The 18,160-nt window shown below is 69.4% G+C and carries 20 protein-coding genes and 1 tRNA gene; 11 read left to right on the forward strand and 10 right to left on the reverse strand.

Going from position 1 to position 18,160, the window contains the following annotated elements; genetic code table 11:
* The first annotated feature begins 22 nt into the window (after positions 1–22).
* On the forward strand, positions 23–916 hold the full coding sequence (locus IEY30_RS19235) for a phosphotransferase (protein ID WP_030201002.1): 894 nt from the start codon (positions 23–25) through the stop codon (positions 914–916).
* A 68-nt stretch (positions 917–984) separates the two neighbouring features.
* Here the strand turns inward: IEY30_RS19235 and IEY30_RS19240 are convergent, their stop codons facing one another.
* From IEY30_RS19240 to IEY30_RS22285, 3 genes are all read right to left on the reverse strand, one after another.
* Positions 985–1,479, reverse strand: coding sequence for a protein-tyrosine phosphatase family protein (locus IEY30_RS19240; protein WP_156035428.1), 495 nt, complete (start codon positions 1,477–1,479; stop codon positions 985–987).
* A 113-nt stretch (positions 1,480–1,592) separates the two neighbouring features.
* Positions 1,593–1,961 carry an SDR family oxidoreductase gene (locus tag IEY30_RS22280; protein ID WP_373286741.1) on the reverse strand — a complete coding sequence of 123 codons (369 nt, stop codon included), beginning with the start codon at positions 1,959–1,961 and terminating at the stop codon, positions 1,593–1,595.
* On the reverse strand, positions 1,958–2,365 hold the full coding sequence (locus IEY30_RS22285) for an SDR family NAD(P)-dependent oxidoreductase (protein WP_373286742.1): 408 nt from the start codon (positions 2,363–2,365) through the stop codon (positions 1,958–1,960). Before IEY30_RS22285 ends, IEY30_RS22280 begins: the two co-directional genes overlap by 4 nt.
* Before the next feature lie 170 nt (positions 2,366–2,535).
* On the opposite strand from IEY30_RS22285, the gene IEY30_RS19250 reads away from it, so the two are divergent.
* Positions 2,536–2,703 (forward strand): hypothetical protein, encoded by a 168-nt coding sequence (locus IEY30_RS19250; protein ID WP_156035426.1) that lies wholly within the window; start codon positions 2,536–2,538, stop codon positions 2,701–2,703.
* A gap of 179 nt (positions 2,704–2,882) precedes the next feature.
* Here the strand turns inward: IEY30_RS19250 and IEY30_RS19255 are convergent, their stop codons facing one another.
* From IEY30_RS19255 to IEY30_RS19265, 3 genes are all read right to left on the reverse strand, one after another.
* Positions 2,883–3,077 (reverse strand): hypothetical protein, encoded by a 195-nt coding sequence (locus tag IEY30_RS19255; RefSeq protein WP_030200997.1) that lies wholly within the window; start codon positions 3,075–3,077, stop codon positions 2,883–2,885.
* Positions 3,078–3,249: 172 nt separating this feature from the next.
* A tRNA-Ser gene (locus IEY30_RS19260) sits at positions 3,250–3,339 on the reverse strand.
* A gap of 10 nt (positions 3,340–3,349) precedes the next feature.
* Entirely contained in the window at positions 3,350–3,853 is a 504-nt protein-coding gene (locus IEY30_RS19265; protein WP_030200994.1) for a nucleoside deaminase, read from the reverse strand.
* A 17-nt stretch (positions 3,854–3,870) separates the two neighbouring features.
* On the opposite strand from IEY30_RS19265, the gene upp reads away from it, so the two are divergent.
* Complete coding sequence (gene upp / locus IEY30_RS19270; protein ID WP_030200991.1) at positions 3,871–4,509, forward strand: uracil phosphoribosyltransferase; 639 nt, start codon at positions 3,871–3,873, stop codon at positions 4,507–4,509.
* Positions 4,510–4,536: 27 nt separating this feature from the next.
* Here upp and IEY30_RS19275 read toward each other — a convergent pair whose 3' ends face one another.
* On the reverse strand, positions 4,537–5,526 hold the full coding sequence (locus tag IEY30_RS19275) for a small ribosomal subunit Rsm22 family protein (protein WP_030200987.1): 990 nt from the start codon (positions 5,524–5,526) through the stop codon (positions 4,537–4,539).
* A 163-nt stretch (positions 5,527–5,689) separates the two neighbouring features.
* On the opposite strand from IEY30_RS19275, the gene IEY30_RS19280 reads away from it, so the two are divergent.
* The 4 genes from IEY30_RS19280 (at position 5,690) to IEY30_RS19295 (ending at position 9,449) form a co-directional block, all read left to right on the forward strand.
* On the forward strand, positions 5,690–5,860 hold the full coding sequence (locus IEY30_RS19280; RefSeq protein WP_188960175.1) for a hypothetical protein: 171 nt from the start codon (positions 5,690–5,692) through the stop codon (positions 5,858–5,860).
* 18 nt (positions 5,861–5,878) lie between these two features.
* On the forward strand, positions 5,879–6,676 hold the full coding sequence (locus IEY30_RS19285; protein ID WP_030200984.1) for a PH domain-containing protein: 798 nt from the start codon (positions 5,879–5,881) through the stop codon (positions 6,674–6,676).
* Between the two features lie 199 nt (positions 6,677–6,875).
* Positions 6,876–8,375: an APC family permease gene (locus IEY30_RS19290; RefSeq protein ID WP_030200982.1), complete on the forward strand. Its 1,500-nt coding sequence runs from the start codon at positions 6,876–6,878 to the stop codon at positions 8,373–8,375.
* 153 nt (positions 8,376–8,528) lie between these two features.
* Positions 8,529–9,449, forward strand: coding sequence for a putative endonuclease domain-containing protein (locus IEY30_RS19295; protein WP_156035424.1), 921 nt, complete (start codon positions 8,529–8,531; stop codon positions 9,447–9,449).
* Between the two features lie 113 nt (positions 9,450–9,562).
* Here the strand turns inward: IEY30_RS19295 and pntB are convergent, their stop codons facing one another.
* The 3 genes from pntB to IEY30_RS19310 all read right to left on the reverse strand — a co-directional run bounded on the left by pntB (position 9,563) and on the right by IEY30_RS19310 (position 13,628).
* Positions 9,563–10,939 (reverse strand): Re/Si-specific NAD(P)(+) transhydrogenase subunit beta, encoded by a 1,377-nt coding sequence (gene pntB, locus IEY30_RS19300; RefSeq protein WP_030200979.1) that lies wholly within the window; start codon positions 10,937–10,939, stop codon positions 9,563–9,565.
* 6 nt (positions 10,940–10,945) lie between these two features.
* Positions 10,946–12,508: a Re/Si-specific NAD(P)(+) transhydrogenase subunit alpha gene (locus IEY30_RS19305; RefSeq protein ID WP_030200975.1), complete on the reverse strand. Its 1,563-nt coding sequence runs from the start codon at positions 12,506–12,508 to the stop codon at positions 10,946–10,948.
* Positions 12,509–12,719: 211 nt separating this feature from the next.
* Positions 12,720–13,628: a helix-turn-helix domain-containing protein gene (locus tag IEY30_RS19310; RefSeq protein WP_052358770.1), complete on the reverse strand. Its 909-nt coding sequence runs from the start codon at positions 13,626–13,628 to the stop codon at positions 12,720–12,722.
* Between the two features lie 388 nt (positions 13,629–14,016).
* Here IEY30_RS19310 and IEY30_RS19315 point away from each other — a divergent pair, with 388 nt between their 5' ends.
* From IEY30_RS19315 to IEY30_RS19330, 4 genes are all read left to right on the forward strand, one after another.
* Positions 14,017–15,381 carry an ABC transporter substrate-binding protein gene (locus tag IEY30_RS19315; protein ID WP_030200968.1) on the forward strand — a complete coding sequence of 455 codons (1,365 nt, stop codon included), beginning with the start codon at positions 14,017–14,019 and terminating at the stop codon, positions 15,379–15,381.
* 139 nt (positions 15,382–15,520) lie between these two features.
* A complete protein-coding gene (locus IEY30_RS19320) occupies positions 15,521–16,468 on the forward strand; it encodes a carbohydrate ABC transporter permease (protein WP_030200966.1) in 948 nt (315 codons plus the stop codon).
* Positions 16,465–17,289 (forward strand): carbohydrate ABC transporter permease, encoded by an 825-nt coding sequence (locus tag IEY30_RS19325; protein WP_030200963.1) that lies wholly within the window; start codon positions 16,465–16,467, stop codon positions 17,287–17,289. Before IEY30_RS19320 ends, IEY30_RS19325 begins: the two co-directional genes overlap by 4 nt.
* Positions 17,286–18,071 (forward strand): SDR family oxidoreductase, encoded by a 786-nt coding sequence (locus IEY30_RS19330; RefSeq protein WP_052358769.1) that lies wholly within the window; start codon positions 17,286–17,288, stop codon positions 18,069–18,071. The genes IEY30_RS19325 and IEY30_RS19330 overlap by 4 nt, the downstream gene beginning before the upstream one ends.
* The last annotated feature ends 89 nt before the right edge of the window (positions 18,072–18,160 follow it).

Raw genomic sequence — 18,160 nt, forward strand, 5'->3', positions numbered from 1 at the left:
CCACCGTCCCCGGAGCCCGCGTATGCCGTCGACCGCCTTCGAGCCCACGTCCACCCCGGTCGCGCGGGCAGCCGACCTGCCACTCCCTGCCCCCGGCTGGGGCATCGACCAGGCGCGGGCGGCCCTCGAGGCAGCTCGTTCCCGGCTTCCCCTGGACCCAGGCCCGGCCGGCGAGGTGCTCGGCCTGCTGACGACCGTCGCGCTCGCCGCCGGCGCGCACGTCGTCAAGGTCTATCCGCCCGGCACCGACACCGGTCACCTGGACCGCATCCATGCAGAGCTCGCGGGGTCCAGGACCGCAACCCCGGCCGTCGGGCGCTGCGTCGAGACGCCGCACGGCGTGGTGTCGGTGGCCCCTCGGCTGGTCGGGGACCTCCCGGTCAGCTGGCCCGAGCTCGGCGCCCTCCTCCGCACCTTCCACGACGAGCACGCCGGGGCCGACGTCGGCCAATGGTCGCCGCTGTCACGGCTCGACTCGCAGCTCGACGTGCTGCCCGAGCCGGACGCTGTCGTCCTCCGGTCTGCTCGGGACCGGCTGTTGGCGGAGCTGGCCCTCGTGCGGTCCGAGCTCGGGATCGAGGTGATCCACGGGGACGTGTCACCCTCGAACGTGCTCCACGACGGGCGACGCGCAGCTCTCATCGACCTCGACTGGGTTGCCCTGGCGCCGCGCGAGTACGACCTGGCAAGCGCCTCGCGCCGGTTCCGTGCCGGTGAGCTGGACCGCGCGACGTACCGGGACTTCTGCGCGGCCTACGGCCACGACGTGATGGGCTGGGACGGACTGCCGCTCGTGGACGAGGTCGCCGACCTCGCGGGGGTCGCCTTCCGCATCTGGGACTGCCGACACCACGGCCGTGACCTCGACTGGCTGGCCGCCGAGCTACCACGGTGGACGGCCTGCGCTGACGCGTGACGTGCTCGTCGGGTCGCAGTTCAGCGGGTCGCCCAGATGGTCGATCAGGTGGCCGCTCAGATGGTCGCTCAGGTCGGGACGGGCGCCGGCAGCGCGCGGAGCCACTCAGCGAAGCGCTCGTTGTTGACTGTGGCACGACGACGCTGCCGGACGTGCTCGAGCGCCTCGGCGCCGCTGACGCCGAGGAGGTCCCGCACGACGAGGCACATCACGAGACCCGACCTGTTGCGTCCGAACGTGCAATGGACCAGGACGTGGCGGCCCTCCCTGACCAGGTCGGCGACGAGATGGGCGAGCCGGGTGGTGAGGACGGGATCCGGGACGTCCTCGCCGTCGACGAGGGGACACTTGAGGTAGGCGAGACCCTCGATCTCGTCCGACGGAGGGAATGCGTCGGCGTCCGCGAGGTCGACGACGGTGTCGATGTGGGCATCTCGGACCCACTCGAAGTCGACCGGGCAACCGCCGTGCCAGAGACCGGGCACCATCTCGGTCGGTGGGTCCGCCGGGTCGACCCCCTCGAGATCGACGGGGTCGGTGGTCCAGTTGAGGGCGTCAGTCACGCGACGCACGTACCCCACGCCACGGCCGGTCCAACGCAGCGCCCGGGTGCCGACGCGGGACTGCGTGACTCATGTCAGCGGCTGGCCACCGGTGACGCCCAGCGCCTCCCCGGTCACATAGCTCGACTCCGGCGACGCCAGGAACACGAACGCCGAGGCGCCCTCGGCGGGCTGGCCCCCCGACCCAAGGGCGTCTGCTCGCCGAAGCCCTCGACCTGGTCCTCGCCCATGGTGGCCGGGATCAGTGGGGTCCAGATGGGGCCGGGTGCCACGGAGTTGACCCGTATGCCGCGCTCGGCGAGCTGCCCCGCAAGTCCCTGCGTGAACGCCACGATCCCTGCCTTCGTCGTCGCGTAGTCGAGCAGCTCTGGCGATGGCTGACGCGACTGGATCGATGAGGTGTTGACGATGGTGGCGCCCGCCTTCAGGTGGGGAAGGGCCTTCTTGCACAGCCAGAACATCGCGTAGAGGTTGGTCTTCATGACACGGTCGAACTGCTCGGTGGTGACGTCGGCGATGCCGCCCGCTGCGCCATCTGGTAGGCCGCGTTGTCGACGAGGATGTCGATGCCCCCGAGATCGGCGACCGCTCGGTCCACGACCGCCGCACACTGCTCCTCCTCGGTGAGATCACCAAGGCAGACCACTGCCGCGCGGCCGGCCTCGCGTCGCCCCTCCCGCCGCGCCCGGAGCCGCCGCTGTCCTACCTCAGCGACCTCATCGATGCCGTCCAGAGTCCGGAGGAGCTCAGTGGTGAGCAGCAGTTCCAGCTGCTCGACCGGCTGGATCCCGCCCTCAGCTCGGCAGACCCCGAGGAGATGCAGGGAGGCGTCCTCGTCCTGGGGAAGCTGGCGCGGAGGCCTGATCTGAGGGCCGGGGTGGAGCACCGGATCTCGCCCTGCAGGCGGCCTCCGCCCCGGTGGGCGCAGTAGCCTCCGCTCCTCCTCCCGGGTCGCGGCCGGGCGTTCCCGCCCGCGACGGTCCGGTTGCGAGAGACGGAGGTGGCGGAACCCCACCTGGGCAGGCTCTGTCCCCAGCACCGAAGAAGCGCCCGAAGGTGATGACGGGCCTGGCCGTCGTCGGCGCGATCTTCATCGCGCTCATCCTCATCGGCTTCTGCTCCGCCACCGGCGACGACACGTACTACTACGGTCTCGGCCTCGTCGTCCCGTCTCCCACCATCGTGTCGAGGATGTGTCATGAGAAGCGTCGAACGCTCACCTGAGCACGCCAACCCATCAGTCGTCGACCGCTACTTCCGAACGGCGCCGTCACCGAGCCTGGACGAGATCAGGGATGCCGTGTGGAACGATGCCGGTCCGGCCGGGGCCCCCGCAGCAGCAGCTGCGGCGACCGGCGCACTCGTGGAGCAGTACCGGCTCTACGTCGAGATGGCTGACCGGATCAGTGCCCGGCGAGGGCGGTCTCCTCGATGGTCTCGGGCCGGTTCATGACGGACCGACCTTCTCTCGTGCTCCGTCCCGTCCCATACACCGTAGCTCCGCGGGCACCGAGCTCGATGGCGATCGCGCGCCCGGCTCCTCGCGTCGCGCCGGCCACCACGGCGACGCGCCCTGTCAGGTCGTTGTGTCCCTCCATCCGCAAGACATAAACGAATGTGCGTTTATATTGCAACGAGGATGGCGGTGGGACGCCGTCGCCTGCGAGCCGCCTCGTTCCTCGGCGCCTCGCTGGCTCCTCCCAAATCCCTCGGCTCTCGATAGAACGACGAAGGACCCGACGGTGAAGCATGTCGGGTCCTTCGTCGTTTTGGCGGTGGCGGTGGGATTTGAACCCACGGTGGAGTTACCCCCACACACGCTTTCGAGGCGTGCTCCTTAGGCCGCTCGGACACGCCACCGGGAGAGACCTTACCGGAGCCTGCGGCCCTCGAAGAAATCGACCAGCAGGGCCGCCGACTCCTCGGCCCGGACGCCCCCGACGACGTCCACGGCGTGCGTGGCGAGCGGGTCCCGGGTCAGGTCCCAGACCGACCCGCACGCCCCCGCTTTGGGGTCCCAGGCCCCGAACACGATCCGCTCGACCCGCGCCGCCATCGCCGCGCCGGCGCACATGACGCACGGCTCGAGCGTCACGACGAGCGTGCAGCCGTCGAGCCTCCACGAGCCCACCGCCGCAGCCGCCTCGCGCAGCGCGACGACCTCGGCGTGGCCCGTCGGGTCGCCGAGCTCCTCCCGGACGTTGCGCCCCCGGCCGATCACCGCCCCGTCGGGGTCGACGACGAGCGCGCCGACGGGCACGTCCTGGGCTCCAGCGGTCGCGGCGGCCAGGTCGAGCGCCTGGCCCAGCCACGCGGCATACGTCTCGGGTGCAGGGACGGAGCCCTTGCCGGGGGTCTCGGATCTCTTCGCCACGCGATAAGTTTCCACCCATGGACGTCCATGTCGCAGACCACCCGCTCATCGCCCACAAGCTGACCTACCTGCGCGACAAGCGGACCGACAGCCCCACCTTCCGACGCCTCGCCGAGGAGCTGGTCACGCTCCTCGCCTACGAGGCCACGCGCGACGTCCGCGTCGAGCCGTTCGACATCGAGACGCCGGTCTCGCCGACCACGGGCATCAAGCTGTCCAACCCCAAGCCGATCATCGTGCCGATCCTGCGCGCCGGCCTCGGCATGCTCGACGGCATGGTCAAGCTCCTGCCGAGCGCCGAGGTGGGCTTCCTCGGCATGATCCGCAACGAGGAGACGCTCGAGGTCTCGACCTACGCCAACCGGCTGCCCGACGACCTCACCGGGCGCCAGGTCTTCATCCTCGACCCGATGCTCGCCACGGGCGGCACGCTGGTCATGGCAATCGACTACCTCACCGCCAAGGGCGCCCGCGACATCACCGCCGTGTGCCTGCTCGCCGCGCCCGAGGGCATCAAGCACCTCGAGGACGAGCTCTCCGACAGCGACATCCCGGTCAAGGTCGTGCTCGGCACCATCGACGAGAAGCTCAACGAGAAGGGCTACATCGTCCCGGGGCTGGGCGACGCGGGCGACCGCCTCTACGGCGTCGTCTGAGCCGCCCTCCTTGCGTATGCCGTGTGCTCAGGGCAGCGCGTCGCCCCACTCGGCGTCGCGCGCCCTCCGGTAGCGCTCCCCCGCCTTCTTCGAGACGACCTCGCGGCCTGCGGTGCCGTCGGGCCGGCACACCTGGAACTCGACGAAGCCCTTGCGCTTCAACGGGTGCCGCAGGATGCGCCCTGAATTCGCCTCTGCCGTCAGGGTTTCGGCAACTTCCGGAGCTGCGGCCGCGATCCACGAGAACTTCTCGTCCTCGTAGGACAACTCGGCGCCCTTGAGCCGGCGATGCTCGGCACTACGGTTGACGCGGGCGGCGAAGTGGCACCAGTCTCCCTGCGCGAGAGGGCATTCGGCGGCGTGAGGACACGGCCCGAGCAGAGTCCAGCCGGCGGCGAGGAGAGCCGAGCGCACGCGCAGCACCCGGGCGTAGCCGTCGGGCGTGCCGGGCTCCACGACGACGACGGAGCGCCCCCGCCTCATCGCGTCGACCAGGAGGGCGTCCTGCTGCCGCTCTTCGAGCTCGCTGAGGACGTACGACACGGTCACGAGGTCGGCCTCGAGCTCGGGCCACGCGCCGGCCCGAGCCTGCCGGAACGTCGCTGCCGCCAGGATCGGCGAGGGGGCGTCGGCGACGAGGTCGCGCCCCAGGGCCAAGGCGTCCTCGACCTGGTCGAGGACGGTCACCGACTCGAGCGTGTCGAAGGCCTCGGCTGCCGCCCATGCGGCGGCACCCGTGCCACCGCCGAGGTCGAGCAGCGAGCGGGGCCGCAGCCCACGGGCGGCGACCTCGCCGAGCACGCGCGACAGGGCGGCATGCGTCGCCGGCATCCGGTAGGTGGCGTAGGCCGCGACGTGCACCCGGGAGGCGAGGATCGGCGCCGAGGCGGGTGCGACCGAGCGGTAGCGGGCCACGAGCGCCTCGGTGGCACGGGTCAGCTCGCGCTCGTCGACCGCACCCACCGCGCGCCGCAGGGCGGTGCGCAGCGCGGCGGCATACTCTGGGGTTCGCGACACGCGAGGAGGATAGCGGCGCGCCGTCCGGTGGGCTCAGGACCCGACCGACACGCGGGGCACGGTGACACACCACACCAGCCCCGTACGGCACACTGTTCACACCCCTGTGCCGTGGGGCTGTCAGGGCAGCCTGCGCCACCTTCCCTCCAAGGAGCGACCCACCATGGGCCCCAAGGCCAAGAAGATCATCCTGATCATCGTGCTGGCGTTCTTCGTCTATGCCGTCTTCACCTCCCCTGACAAGGCGGCCGACATCGTCACCAACATCTGGGGCGTCCTCGTCGACGGCTTCAACGCGATCCTCAGGTTCTTCAGCTCCCTGCTCAACCGCTGATGCGAGCAGACTGAGGTCATGGCCTTCCTGCGGAGCTCCGACGTCCCGGCGGGACTCGCTCCGATCCTGCTGCCCGGCGAGCGGCTCGTGACCGCCGTGCGCGCGCACTGGGCCAAGCTGGCCGAGCCGGTCGCGACGACCACGCTCGGCCTCGCCCTCGCCGTCTGGGTCGACTCCAACGTCACGAAGTCCACCCAGGCCGTCGGCACGATCTTCTGGTGGGTCTTCATCGCGCTGCTCGTCCGGCTCCTGTGGTGCCTGCTCGACTGGAGCCACAACTGGTTCGTGGCCACCGACAAGCGGCTGCTGCTGCGCTACGGCCTCATCACCCACAAGGTCGCGATGATGCCTCTGCTCAAGGTCACCGACATGAGCTACGTCCGCTCCATCCCCGGACAGTTCCTCGGCTTCGGCAAGTTCGTCCTCGAGAGCGCCGGCCAGGACCAAGCCCTCCGCGAGGTCAAGTGGGTGCCCAACCCCGACCAGACCTACCGCGACATCTGCGCCGAGATCTTCCACATCGCCCCTCCCCCCGGCGACGAGGACTTCGAGGAGATCGCGGAGCTGCCCGACGAGCCGGGTCCGTTCGGTGGCCCGCCCACGCCCGGCAGCCCGGAGGCACCCGGGGGCAACACGGCATACCCCGACGTGCACCGCACCCACAACCCCATCCAGGACCGCCTCGACTCCTACTCGCGCGCCGTGCCGATCCACCGGCCGAGCGACCGGCCCGAGACCGTCTACGAGAGCGATGACCTCAAGCGCCGCAGGCGCGGCGCCGACACCGGGCCGATCTGGCCGCGCTCCGACGACTGACGACCCCTGCCGACTGCCCGAATTGCGCGACGTGTCCCGTGGCGACGCGGTGACCGCGAGACGGGCGTTCGGGGTACCAACCGGTAGCCGCGACATCCGTCGACGGCACGTGGCCGACGGCGGCCGGCAGGACTCGCCGCCGGGCGCGCTCACCGATAGTTTGTGATGATTCCCGTCACCGACCTGCTCGGAGGTCAGCATGAGTGTCTTTCGCACCAAGTCGATCGAGGCGTCGATGGCCTCGGCCGAGGACGCCGACCATCAGCTGAAGAGGACCCTCAGCGCGCTCGACCTCACGGTCTTCGGCATCGGCGTCATCATCGGCGCCGGTATCTTCACGTTGACCGGACGAGCGGCGAAGGACTACGCCGGGCCCTCGATCGCGCTGTCGTTCGTCGTCGGCGCCATCGTCTGCGGTCTCGCGGCGGTCTGCTACGCGGAGTTCGCCTCGACGGTGCCCATCTCGGGCTCGGCCTACACCTTCTCCTACGCGACGCTCGGCGAGCTCGTCGCGTGGATCATCGGCTGGGACCTGCTGCTCGAGCTCATGCTCGGTGCGAGCGTGGTCGCCCAGGGGTGGTCGCAGTACTTCGTGACGTTGCTGGGCCAAGTCGGCATCACCTGGCCCGACTCACTCGGGCCGGGGTCACACTTCGACCTGCCGGCCTTCCTGCTCATCGCCGCGCTGACGCTGCTCATCGCCAAGGGCATCAAGGAGTCGATGCGCGTCAACCTCGTGCTCGTCGGCGTCAAGCTCTTCATCGTCCTCTTCGTCATCTTCGCGGGCATCCAGTTCATCAACCGCGACAACTGGTCCCCGTTCATCCCGCCGAGCCAGCCCGGCAAGGCGGCCGAGGGCCTGACGACCCCGCTGCTCCAGGTGCTCACCGGCATGACCCCCGCGACGTACGGCGTCATGGGCATCATGGCCGGCGCAGCCATCGTCTTCTTCGCCTACATCGGGTTCGACGTCGTCGCGACGACGGCCGAGGAGGCCAAGAACCCGCAGCGTGACCTACCCCGCGGCATCATCGGCTCGCTCGTCGTCTGCACCGTCCTCTACGTCGCGGTCACGCTCGTCATCACGGGCATGCAGAACTACAAGGAGATCGACCCCAAGGCGGCCCTCGCGACCGCCTTCACCAACGTCGGCAGGGACGGCTTCGCGACCCTCATCTCCGCGGGTGCGGTCGCCGGTCTCACGACGGTCGTCATGACGCTCATCATCGGCGCCACGCGCGTCACGTTCGCCATGAGCCGCGACCACCTCATCCCCGCGAGCCTCGGCCGCACGAACCCCAAGACGGGCACGCCGGTCAAGCTGACGCTCATCATCGGCGCCGTCGTCGCCCTCATCGCCTCGCTCACGCCCATCGGCAAGCTCGAGGAGATGGTCAACATCGGCACCCTGACGGCGTTCATGCTCGTCTCACTCGCCGTGCCGATCCTGCGCAAGCGCCGCCCCGACCTCAAGCGCTCCTTCCGCGTCCCGGGCAACCCGGTCGTGCCGTGGCTGTCCGCGCTCGCCTGCTTCTACCTCGTGCTCAACCTCTCGATCGAGACGTGGATCCGTTTCGTCGTCTGGATGGCGCTCGGCTTCCTCATCTACTTCACCTACTCGCGCCACCACAGCAAGCTGGCGACGGGCGAGGAGGAGGAAGGCAGCCGCAAGGCCCCCGAGGTCGTCAGCGAGCACTGACCCCACCCCGCTTGACCACCGAACGCGGCGTTCGGTCTCGAACTCAGTGTTCTAACAGAGCTTTCGAGACCGAACGCCGCGTTCGGTTCGTCGTTCTGGGGCTTATCCACAGGCTGTCCCCGGCCCGCTGACGTATGCCGTCACGATGGCCCCATGGATCTGCACCGTCTCGCGCCTTCCGGCGTCTTCTCTGCATCCGCTGCCCGTGCCAGTGGCATCAGTGGCGCACTGCTGAGGAGCCTGGTGGCACGCGGTCAGTGCCATCCGCTGCACCGCGGCTGGTACTCCGTGCAGCGTCCGACGAGCGACAAGCACCGGCATCGCCTGCGGGTCGTCGCGCTGCTCGAGGAGTACGAAGGCCGGGTCATGGCCTCGCACTGCTCGGCCCTGGCACTTCTCGACCTGCCGGACGAGGACATCGACTGGGGCACGGTGCACCTCATGTGGCGGGACGCCGAGCTGCCGTTCAGGGCTTTCAGCAGGGTGCACATCCACGAGCGCGTCGAGCACCCTGCCCTCCGGCACGGGGCCGAGACCGTCGATCTGGGGTTGGCCGCCGTTCAGGTGGGGCTTCGCAGCCAGACCGGCATGCTGGTCGTCGCCGACCACTGTCTGCGCGTCGGACTGACCACACCGGAGTCCCTCGCCGCCGCGGCACGGAGCCTGGGCGGTCAACGCGGTGTCACTCGGGCGAAGGCCGCGATCCCGTGGTGCGACGGTCGCCACGAGACTCCCGGCGAGACCCTCACGGCCCACGTGCTCCGCGGCCTCGGCTACGCCTTCACGCCCCAGTTCGAGGTGGTCCGCAGTGAGCGCCCCGGACGGGTCTTCCACGCCGACTTCCGCATCGAGGACAGCCTCGTCCTCGTCGAGTTCGACGGCAAGGTGAAGTACGACCCGTTGTCGAACCCCGATGCCGCCCGGGCGAACTTCGAAGAGAAGCTGCGCGAGGACGAGCTCCGTCGGCTCGGCTTCGTCGTGGTGCGCCTCACTCGCGCAGACCTGGCCCGCCCCGCCCTCGTGCGCGCGCGTGTCGAGGCCGCCCTCGCGGACTCCCGCCGCTTCACCGGCTGACAACCCCCACCTCCCGACCGAACGCAGCGTTCGGTCTCGAACTCAGTGCTCTAACAGTGAGTTCGAGATCGAACGCTGCGTTCGGTGGGGCAAGCGGGTGGGGCCGGGGTGGGTCAGAGGGCCTTGATGATGTCCTCGACGCGCTCCTTGGCATCGCCGAAGAGCATGGCGCTGTTGTCGCGGAAGAAGAGCGGGTTCTGCACCCCGGCGTAGCCGGCGTTCATCGACCGCTTGAAGACGACGACGTCCTTGGCGTTCCACACCTGCAGGACCGGCATGCCCGCGATCGGCGAGGTCGGGTCCTCCGCGGCGGCGGGGTTGACCGTGTCGTTGGCGCCGATGACGAGCACGACGTCCGTGTCGGGGAAGTCGTCGTTGATCTCGTCCATCTCGAGCACGATGTCGTACGGCACCCGCGCCTCGGCGAGCAGCACGTTCATGTGGCCCGGGAGGCGGCCGGCCACCGGGTGGATGCCGAACCGGACGTCGACGCCGCGCTCGCGCAGCTTGGACGTCAGCTCGGCGACGGGGTACTGCGCCTGCGCCACGGCCATGCCGTAGCCGGGGGTGATGACGACGGACGAGGAGTTCCTGAGCAGGTCTGCGACCTCGGCCGCGTTGGTCTCGCGGTGGTCCCCGTAGTCGACGTCGGAGTCGGACACCGCTCCGTCAGAGCCGAACCCACCGGCGATGACCGAGACGAACGAGCGGTTCATCGCCTGGCACATGATGTAGGAGAGGTAGGCACCGGACGAGCCGACGAGCGCGCCGGTGACGATGAGCAGGTCGTTGCCGAGCATGAATCCCGCCGCCGCTGCCGCCCATCCGGAGTAGCTGTTGAGCATCGACACGACGACCGGCATGTCGCCGCCGCCGATCGAGGCCACGAGGTGCCAGCCGAAGGCGAGCGCGATCGCCGTCATGACCAGGAGCGGGACGATCGAGTGCGCCGCGACGAACCACACGAGCAGCCCCGCAGAGACGACGAGCGCCGCGAGGTTGAGCCAGTGCCGGGCGGGCAGCATGAGCGGCTTGCTCGAGATGCGCGCCGACAGCTTGAGGAAGGCGACGATCGAGCCGGTGAACGTCACGGCGCCGATGAACACGCCGAGGAAGATCTCGACGAGGTGGACCGAGTCCCCGGCGCCGTCGGAGGCGAGGAAGGTGTTGAGCCCGACGAGCACCGCCGCCGCACCGACGAAGGAGTGCAGCATCGCGATGAGCTCGGGCATGCCCGTCATCTCGACCCGCCGCGCGCGCCAGATGCCGATCGCCGCACCGATCGCCATCGCCACCGCGACGGCGATCACGTTGCCCCACGGGGCATCCCGCAGCGCGAGCCACAGGGTCGCGACGAGGGCGATGCCCATGCCGATCATGCCGAGCACGTTGCCGTCGCGCGCGGTCTCGTGCTTCGAGAGCCCGGCGAGCGACATGATGAAGAGCAGCGCAGCGATGATGTATGCCGCCTGGATGAGTGCGATGTCCATGTGCGGTCAGCCCTTCCGGAACATCGTCAGCATGCGGCGGGTCACGGTGAAGCCACCGAAGATGTTGATGCTCGCGATGAGCGTGGCGACGAACGCGAGGACGATGATGACGAGCTGCGAGCTCGGCGACGTCTGCGCAGAGCCGAGCTGGAGCAGCGCGCCGACGACGATGATGCCGCTGATCGCGTTGGTCACCGACATGAGCGGCGTGTGCAGGGCGTGGTGCACGTTGCCGATGACGTAGTAGCCGATGACGACGGCGAGCGCGAAGACGGTGAAGTGACCGAGGAAGCTCGCGGGTGAGACGGCCGCGATCACGGCGAACACGACCGCACCGACTGCCATGCCGGCATACCTCCGGCGTGGATCCTTCGGTGGCTCAGGCTCTTTGACGACCTTCTTGCCGGCCGGGGACTGCGCGACGGGCGCCGCGCTGACCTGGATCGCGGGCGGCGGCCAGAGCAGCTCGCCGTCCCGCGCGACCGTCATGTTGCGCTGCACGACGTCGTCGAAGTCGAGGACGAGCTGCCCGTCCTTGCCAGGCGTCAGCAGCTTCATCAGGTTGACGAGGTTGGTGCCGTAGAGCTGTGACGCCTGCGTGGGCAGGCGTGCCGCGAGGTCGGTGTAGCCGATGATCCGGACGCCGTTGTCGGTGACGACCATCTGGTCGGCGACGGAGCCCTCGACGTTGCCGCCGTTGGCCGCGGCCATGTCGACGATGACCGAGCCCGGCCGCATCGAGGCGACCATCTCGCCGGTGATGAGGCGGGGCGCGGGACGTCCCGGGATGAGCGCGGTCGTGATGATGATGTCGACGTCGGGAGCCTGCTGCGCATAGAGCTCGGCCGCGCGCCGGTTGTACTCCTCCCCCATCTCCTTGGCGTAACCGTCGCTCGACGCCGCGGCCTCGTCGACCTCGGGCAGCTGCACGGCGAGGAAGTCGGCGCCCATGGACTCGACCTGCTCGGCCACCTCGACGCGGGCGTCGGTCGCGCGGACGATGGCACCGAGCGAGCGCGCCGTGCCGATGGCGGCGAGGCCGGCCACGCCGGCCCCGGCGACGAGCACCTTCGCCGGCGGGACCTTGCCCGCCGCGGTCACCTGCCCGGTGAAGAACGAGCCGAACTCGTGGGCCGCCTCGACGACGGCGCGGTAGCCGGCGATGTTGGCCATCGACGACAGGACGTCGAGCGACTGCGCGCGGCTGATGCGCGGCACGGCGTCCATGGCCATCGCGGTGACCCGGGCCGCCCGGAGCTTTTCGACGAGGTCGGGACTGATCGCCGGCGCCATGAGCGAGACGAGGACGGTGCCCGGTCGCAGCCGGGCTATCTCGTCGTCGGACGGCGCATTGACCTTGTGCACGATCGGCGAGCCCCACGCCTCGTCAGCGGTGACCACGCGAGCGCCGGCTGCGGCATACGCCTCGTCGGAGAAGCTGGCTGCGGCACCCGCCCCGCCCTCGACGGCGACGTCGTAGCCGAGGGCGACGAGCTGCTCGACGGTCTTGGGCGTCGCGGCGACGCGTGTCTCTCGGGCGCGGGTCTCTCGGGGGACACCGATCTGCACGCTGGGCTCCTTCGCGCGGAGGGCTGTGGGCACTGGTTCACGAACCTAGGGCACGACCCGCGGGTAGCGGCAGGTCTGCCGGGCACGTCACACAAATGACATGCGTCCGGGCCCGACCGTCTCTGATGGTGGGCACCCCGACGGTGCAGGGGCGCCCGGTCCGGTCAAGGCCGGGTCAGTGCCGGGTCACGGCGACGGCGCCCGGGCCGGGTCAGGGCGACGGCGCCCGGAGGCCGAGGCTGAACAGCTCGGGCGGCGGCTTCTGGTCGGACTCCAGGCGGCGGTAGGCGCTCGGCGTGCTGCCCACCTCGGCGAGGAACTGCCGGTTGAAGTTGGCCATGTTGTGGTAGCCGCTGCGCTCGGCGATCTGGGCCACCGAGTCGTCGGAGGTGTCGAGGAGGCGGCGGGCGTAGGCGATCCGCAGCTTCTTGACCATGTTGGAGAACGTCATCCCGGTCGCGGTCTTGAAGTACTTCGAGAAGGTCGGCTCGGACATGTAGGCCAGGCGCGCGGCCGTCGACAGTCGGATGTCGCCCGTCAGGTTGTCGAGGATGTAGCTGAGCCCGGCCTCGCCGGCGTCGCGCGACGCCGCGTCGTTGGGACGGCCCACCCACTCGCTCGCGACGAGCTCGTACTCGTCCGTCGGGGCGTGCGCGAAGAGCGCCAGCAGCTTGAAGAGGTGGCCGAGCTGCTCGACGCCGTGACTGTGCACGCAGGCCAGGATGGTCTCGGCGGCCCGCCACGCGGTGGCGCCGGAGAACACGAGCCCGCGCGTCGACCGGTGGAGCAGCTCGGAGACCTCGGCGAGCTCGGGCAGGTGCTCGGTGGCCTGGCGGATCCACTCGTCGCTGAACTGGATGACGGCGTCGCGGTCGACGGCCACCTGTCCCTCGGCGAGATCGCTCACCCAGTCGTGCGGCAGGTTGGGGCCGACCATGCTGACGTGACCCGGCGCGAAGGTCCCGATGTGGTCGCCGGCGATGAAGCTGCCGCGCGTCTTGGTGATGAGGTGGATCTCGTACTCGGGGTGGTAGCCCCAGCCGCAGATCTCGCTCGGGAAGTCGTGGGTCAGCACGCGGATGGAGGCCTGCGGGTGCGGCGGGATGACCTCCCGGCGCATCGGCCCCCCGAGTCGCAGGGCCGATGAGGCCGGCGAGGCCGACGAATCAGGCGCAGCGGTACTCCCCCCGCCCGCGGGTGCCGTTCCACGGTCGTGGGTCTGGCTGGATCGATACGAATCCATTTCGTCCTTCGTCGGCCTGGGACCTCGTCGTCTCCGCCTCGTGCGGGGAGCGCCACCGAAGTACGCATCCCGGACGAGCCGCCGCGAAAAATCGTATCAACGACAGAGGGCTCATGGTGCTTGTTGGGGCTGCCGTCGCGTCATTACCGTTCCGGCAAGTTCCAGTCAAGAACTGTTGCGGATGCCACAACCGACGGTGTCCTGCCTCACCCGTGATCGTCGAGCTCGGGCCGGAACGAGAGATTGCCTACCAAAGGAGTTGGGAATGCTTGCGAACAAGCGCATGCTCGCGCTGGGGACGGGCGTGGTGGCGGTGGCCATGACGGTGACTGCCTGTTCGTCCGGCGCCGTGCAGTCCGGGAACGGGTCTACCGGCGCGGCCGGCGGAGCCGTCACCCTCAAGGTGGCCACGGTGAACAACGGCCAGATGAAGGACATGGAGAAGCTCAAGGCCGAGTACGAGAAGGCGAATCCCGGCGTCACGGTCAACTTCCAGGTCATGGAGGAGGGCGACCTCCGCGCCGCCGTGACGGCGGACGTCGCGAGCGGCGCCGGCCAGTACGACATCGTCACCATCGGCGCGTACGAGACGCCGCAGTGGGGCGCCAACGGGTGGCTCGTCGACCTCACCCCGGAGCTGCAGGCCGACTCGTCCTACGACGTCAACGACCTGCTCCCGCCGGTGCGCGACGTGAACAGCTACAACGGCAAGCTGTTCGCCGTCCCGTTCTACGGCGAGTCCTCGATCCTCATGTACAACAAGGAGGTCCTGGACAAGGCCGGCGTCACGATCCCGCAGAACCCGACCTGGCAGCAGGTCGCGGACGCCGCCAAGAAGGTCAAGACCAACGACATGGCCGGCATCTGCATGCGCGGCAAGCCCGGCTGGGGCGACCTCTTCGCGCCGCTCACGACCGTCGTGCAGACGTTCGGCGGCAACTGGTACGACAGCAACTGGAAGGCGACGGTCGACACCCCGGAGTGGAAGGAAGCCGTCGGCTTCTACAAGCAGATGCTCGACGACTCCGGTGAGAAGGACCCGGTCTCGTACAGCTTCAACGAGTGCCTGACGGCGCTCAAGGAGGGCAAGGCCGCGATGTGGGCCGACGCCTCCGTCGCCGCCTCGATGCTCGAGGCCGCGGACTCGCCGGTCAAGGGCAAGATGGGCTACGCCCACATGCCGGTGAACAAGACCAAGGAGTCCGGCTGGCTGTGGAGCTGGAACCTGGCCATCCCCGCATCGACGAAGCAGAAGGACGCGGCGGTCAAGTTCGTCAAGTGGGCCACGAGCAAGGACTACATCAAGCTCGTCGGCACCAAGATCGGCTGGTCCAACGTCCCGCCCGGCTCGCGCACCTCGACGTACTCGATCCCCGAGTACAAGGAGGCTGCCAAGGCGTACGCCCCCATCACCCTCGATGTCATGAGCTCGGTCAACCCGAAGCAGCCGGGCGTCAACCCGCAGGGCTGGGTCGGCATCCAGTACGTCTCGATCCCCGAGTTCCAGGACGTCGGGAACCAGTGCGCGCAGCTCGTCGCGGACTACCTCGCCAACCGCGGCACCATCGACGACGCCCTCGGCAAGTGCCAGAGCATCGCCCAGGCCGCCGGCGACAAGCACAAGAAGTGACCTGCGGCTGACCAGCAGCTGACAGGTGGTGCCGGGTCCGGCACGCCCCGGACCCGGCACCACCCCACCTCACCCCGCTTCACCGCCTCCCAGTCGCGCGCGCCGCACCAGCCGCACAACCGCACGAGGAAGTGCCGACATGACCACGACCACCACGAAACCGACCGAGCTCGAGGACGTCCCGGCCGCCACGGCCACGGACAAGCGGCGGGTGCAGCGCAAGGAGCTCTGGCGCAACCGGGGCCTGCTGCTGCCGGCCGTCATCTTCCTGATCCTGCTGACCCAGATCCCGTTCCTGACGACCATCGGGTTCTCGCTGACGAAGTGGAACCTGCTCTACCCCAACGACCGCGCCTTCGCCGGCTTCGACAACTACACCAGCGCCCTGACCTCCGGGGACCTGTGGCCCTCGATCGTGGCCACGGTGCTCATCACGGCCTTCTCCGTCGTCCTCGCGCTGCTCTTCGGGCTGCTCTTCGCGATGCTGCTCGACCGCAAGTTCCGCGGCCGCGCCCTGGCCCGGACCCTGATGATCACCCCGTTCCTCATCATGCCCGCCGCGGCCGCGCTCATCTGGAAGTACTCGATGTTCGACACGAACATCGGGATGCTCAACTGGCTCTTCCGGACCCTGCACCTGCCCGTCGTCTCCTGGAGCACCGAGCACCCGATGATGACCGTCGTCATCGTGCTCACCTGGCAGTTCACCCCGTTCATGATGCTGATCCTGCTCGCCGGCCTTCAGGGCCAGGACAAGGGCATCCTCGAGGCCGCCCAGGTCGACGGCGCCGGCGCCTGGCGCACCTTCACCTGGATCACCCTGCCCCACCTGCGGATGTACATCGAGATCGGGGTCCTGCTCGGCTCGGTCATCATCCTGCAGGTCTTCGACCCCATCGCGATCCTCACCAAGGGGACCGGCGGGACCAAGACCCTCGCCTACCTGCTCTACGAGCGGGCCTTCATCGGGCTCGACGTCGGGCAGGCAGCGGCCTACGGCGTCGTGACCGTCATCCTCACGATCATCGTCGCGACCATCGCGCTCAAGAGCGTCTTCAAGGTCTTCATGGCAGGAGGAAGCCGATGAACAGCTCCAACAGGTCGGCCCGCGGGGCCCTCGTGACCCTCGCGACCTGGATCCTCGTCCTCGTCTTCTTCTTCCCCGTGCTGTGGATGTTCCTCAACGGGTTCAAGCCCGAGTCCCTCGCGTCCTCGGTCAACCCGACGTTCTTCTTCAAGCCCGTCACCGAGGGCTACCAGCTCGCGATGGACCGCGGGATGGCCGGCTACCTCCAGAACTCGCTCACGGCGGCGGTGACGTCGACGATCATCTCGGTGCTCCTCGCGATCCCGGCCGCCTACGCCCTGTCGATCCGCCGGGTGAAGAACGTCGAGAACTCCCTGTCGTTCTTCATCTCCACCCGCTTCATGCCCCTCGCCGCGATCGTGCTGCCGCTCTTCATGATCTTCAAGACGGTCGGCTTGCTCGACAACATCTACGTCCTCGCCGTCGTCTACGGCGCGATGAACCTGCCCGTCACGGTGTGGATGATGCGCTCGTTCCTGCTCGAAGTCCCCTTCGAGATCATCGAAGCCGCCCGCGTCGACGGCGCCGGCATGTTCCGCGAGATCGTCCGCATCGTCCTGCCCCTCGTGCTACCCGGCGTCGCAGCCGCAGCACTCATCAGCTTCATCTTCGCCTGGAACGAGTACTTCCTCGCGCTGCTGCTGACGAGCTCCGCCGCCCGCACCACACCCCCCTTCCTCGGCAGCTTCGTCGACGGCCGCGGCCAGTTCCTCGCCGTGCTGTCCGCCGCCGCGACCATCGCCGCCCTCCCCGTCATCATCGCCGGCTGGGTCGCCCAGAAACAGCTCGTCCGCGGCCTGTCGATGGGTGCCATCAAGTGAGCGACACTGCAGCACAGAACCGTTCGGCAGTCGGGCACGTCGTCGACCGCACCCGCAGCCTCGAGGACACGGTCGTCGTCGTGACCGGCGCCGGCGGCGCCATCGGCGGTGCGATCGCGCGGCTCGTCCTCGAGGCGGGTGGGCGCGTCGTCGCCGGGGACCTCCGGCCCGACGCGCTGGCCCCGCTCCGGGACGCCTGGGGCGAGGACCGGCTGGCCGTCGCGGTCGGCGACGTCCGGGACGAGGCCACCGCCGACGCGCTCGTCGCGGCGGGTGTCACGGCCTTCGGCCGGGTCGACTCCGTCGTCGCCAACGCGGCCGTCGGCTTCTACGGCGGGGTGCTCGACTACTCCGCGGACGAGGTCTCGCTCATGGTCGACGTCAACGTCAAGGGCACCGTGTGGCTCTCCCGGGCCGCCGTGCGCCAGTTCCGTGCCCAGGGCGACGGCGGCGACATCGTCATCCTCGGCTCCGTCGCCGGGCTGCTTATCGGGGGCGGCAAGGAGGCGGTCTACGCCGCCACCAAGGCCGCCCAGATCAACCTCGGCTACGCCCTCGACCGCGAGCTGCGCTCCGAGGGGATCCGCACCACGACCATCGCCCCGGCCGGCGTCAACACCCCTTTCGCCGCGGCCGACGGGCGCTTCGGCGACCGGGACCCGTCCGAGGCCGACTTCCTCGAACCCGAGGACATCGCCCAGGCCGTCGCCTACACCCTGCGACAGCCCCGCCGGATGCGCACCGAGCTCTGGACGATGTGGAGCCTCTCCGAGTCGCACTGACCACCGTCGCCCGACGACCCGGTGACCGCCGCACGACCCGAGGCCCCCAGCCGTTCAGTGCCTCCCAGACCTTCGAGAACCTCCGAGAG

The organism is Terrabacter tumescens, assembly GCF_014646815.1.
In the GTDB taxonomy this organism is placed as follows: domain Bacteria; phylum Actinomycetota; class Actinomycetes; order Actinomycetales; family Dermatophilaceae; genus Terrabacter; species Terrabacter tumescens.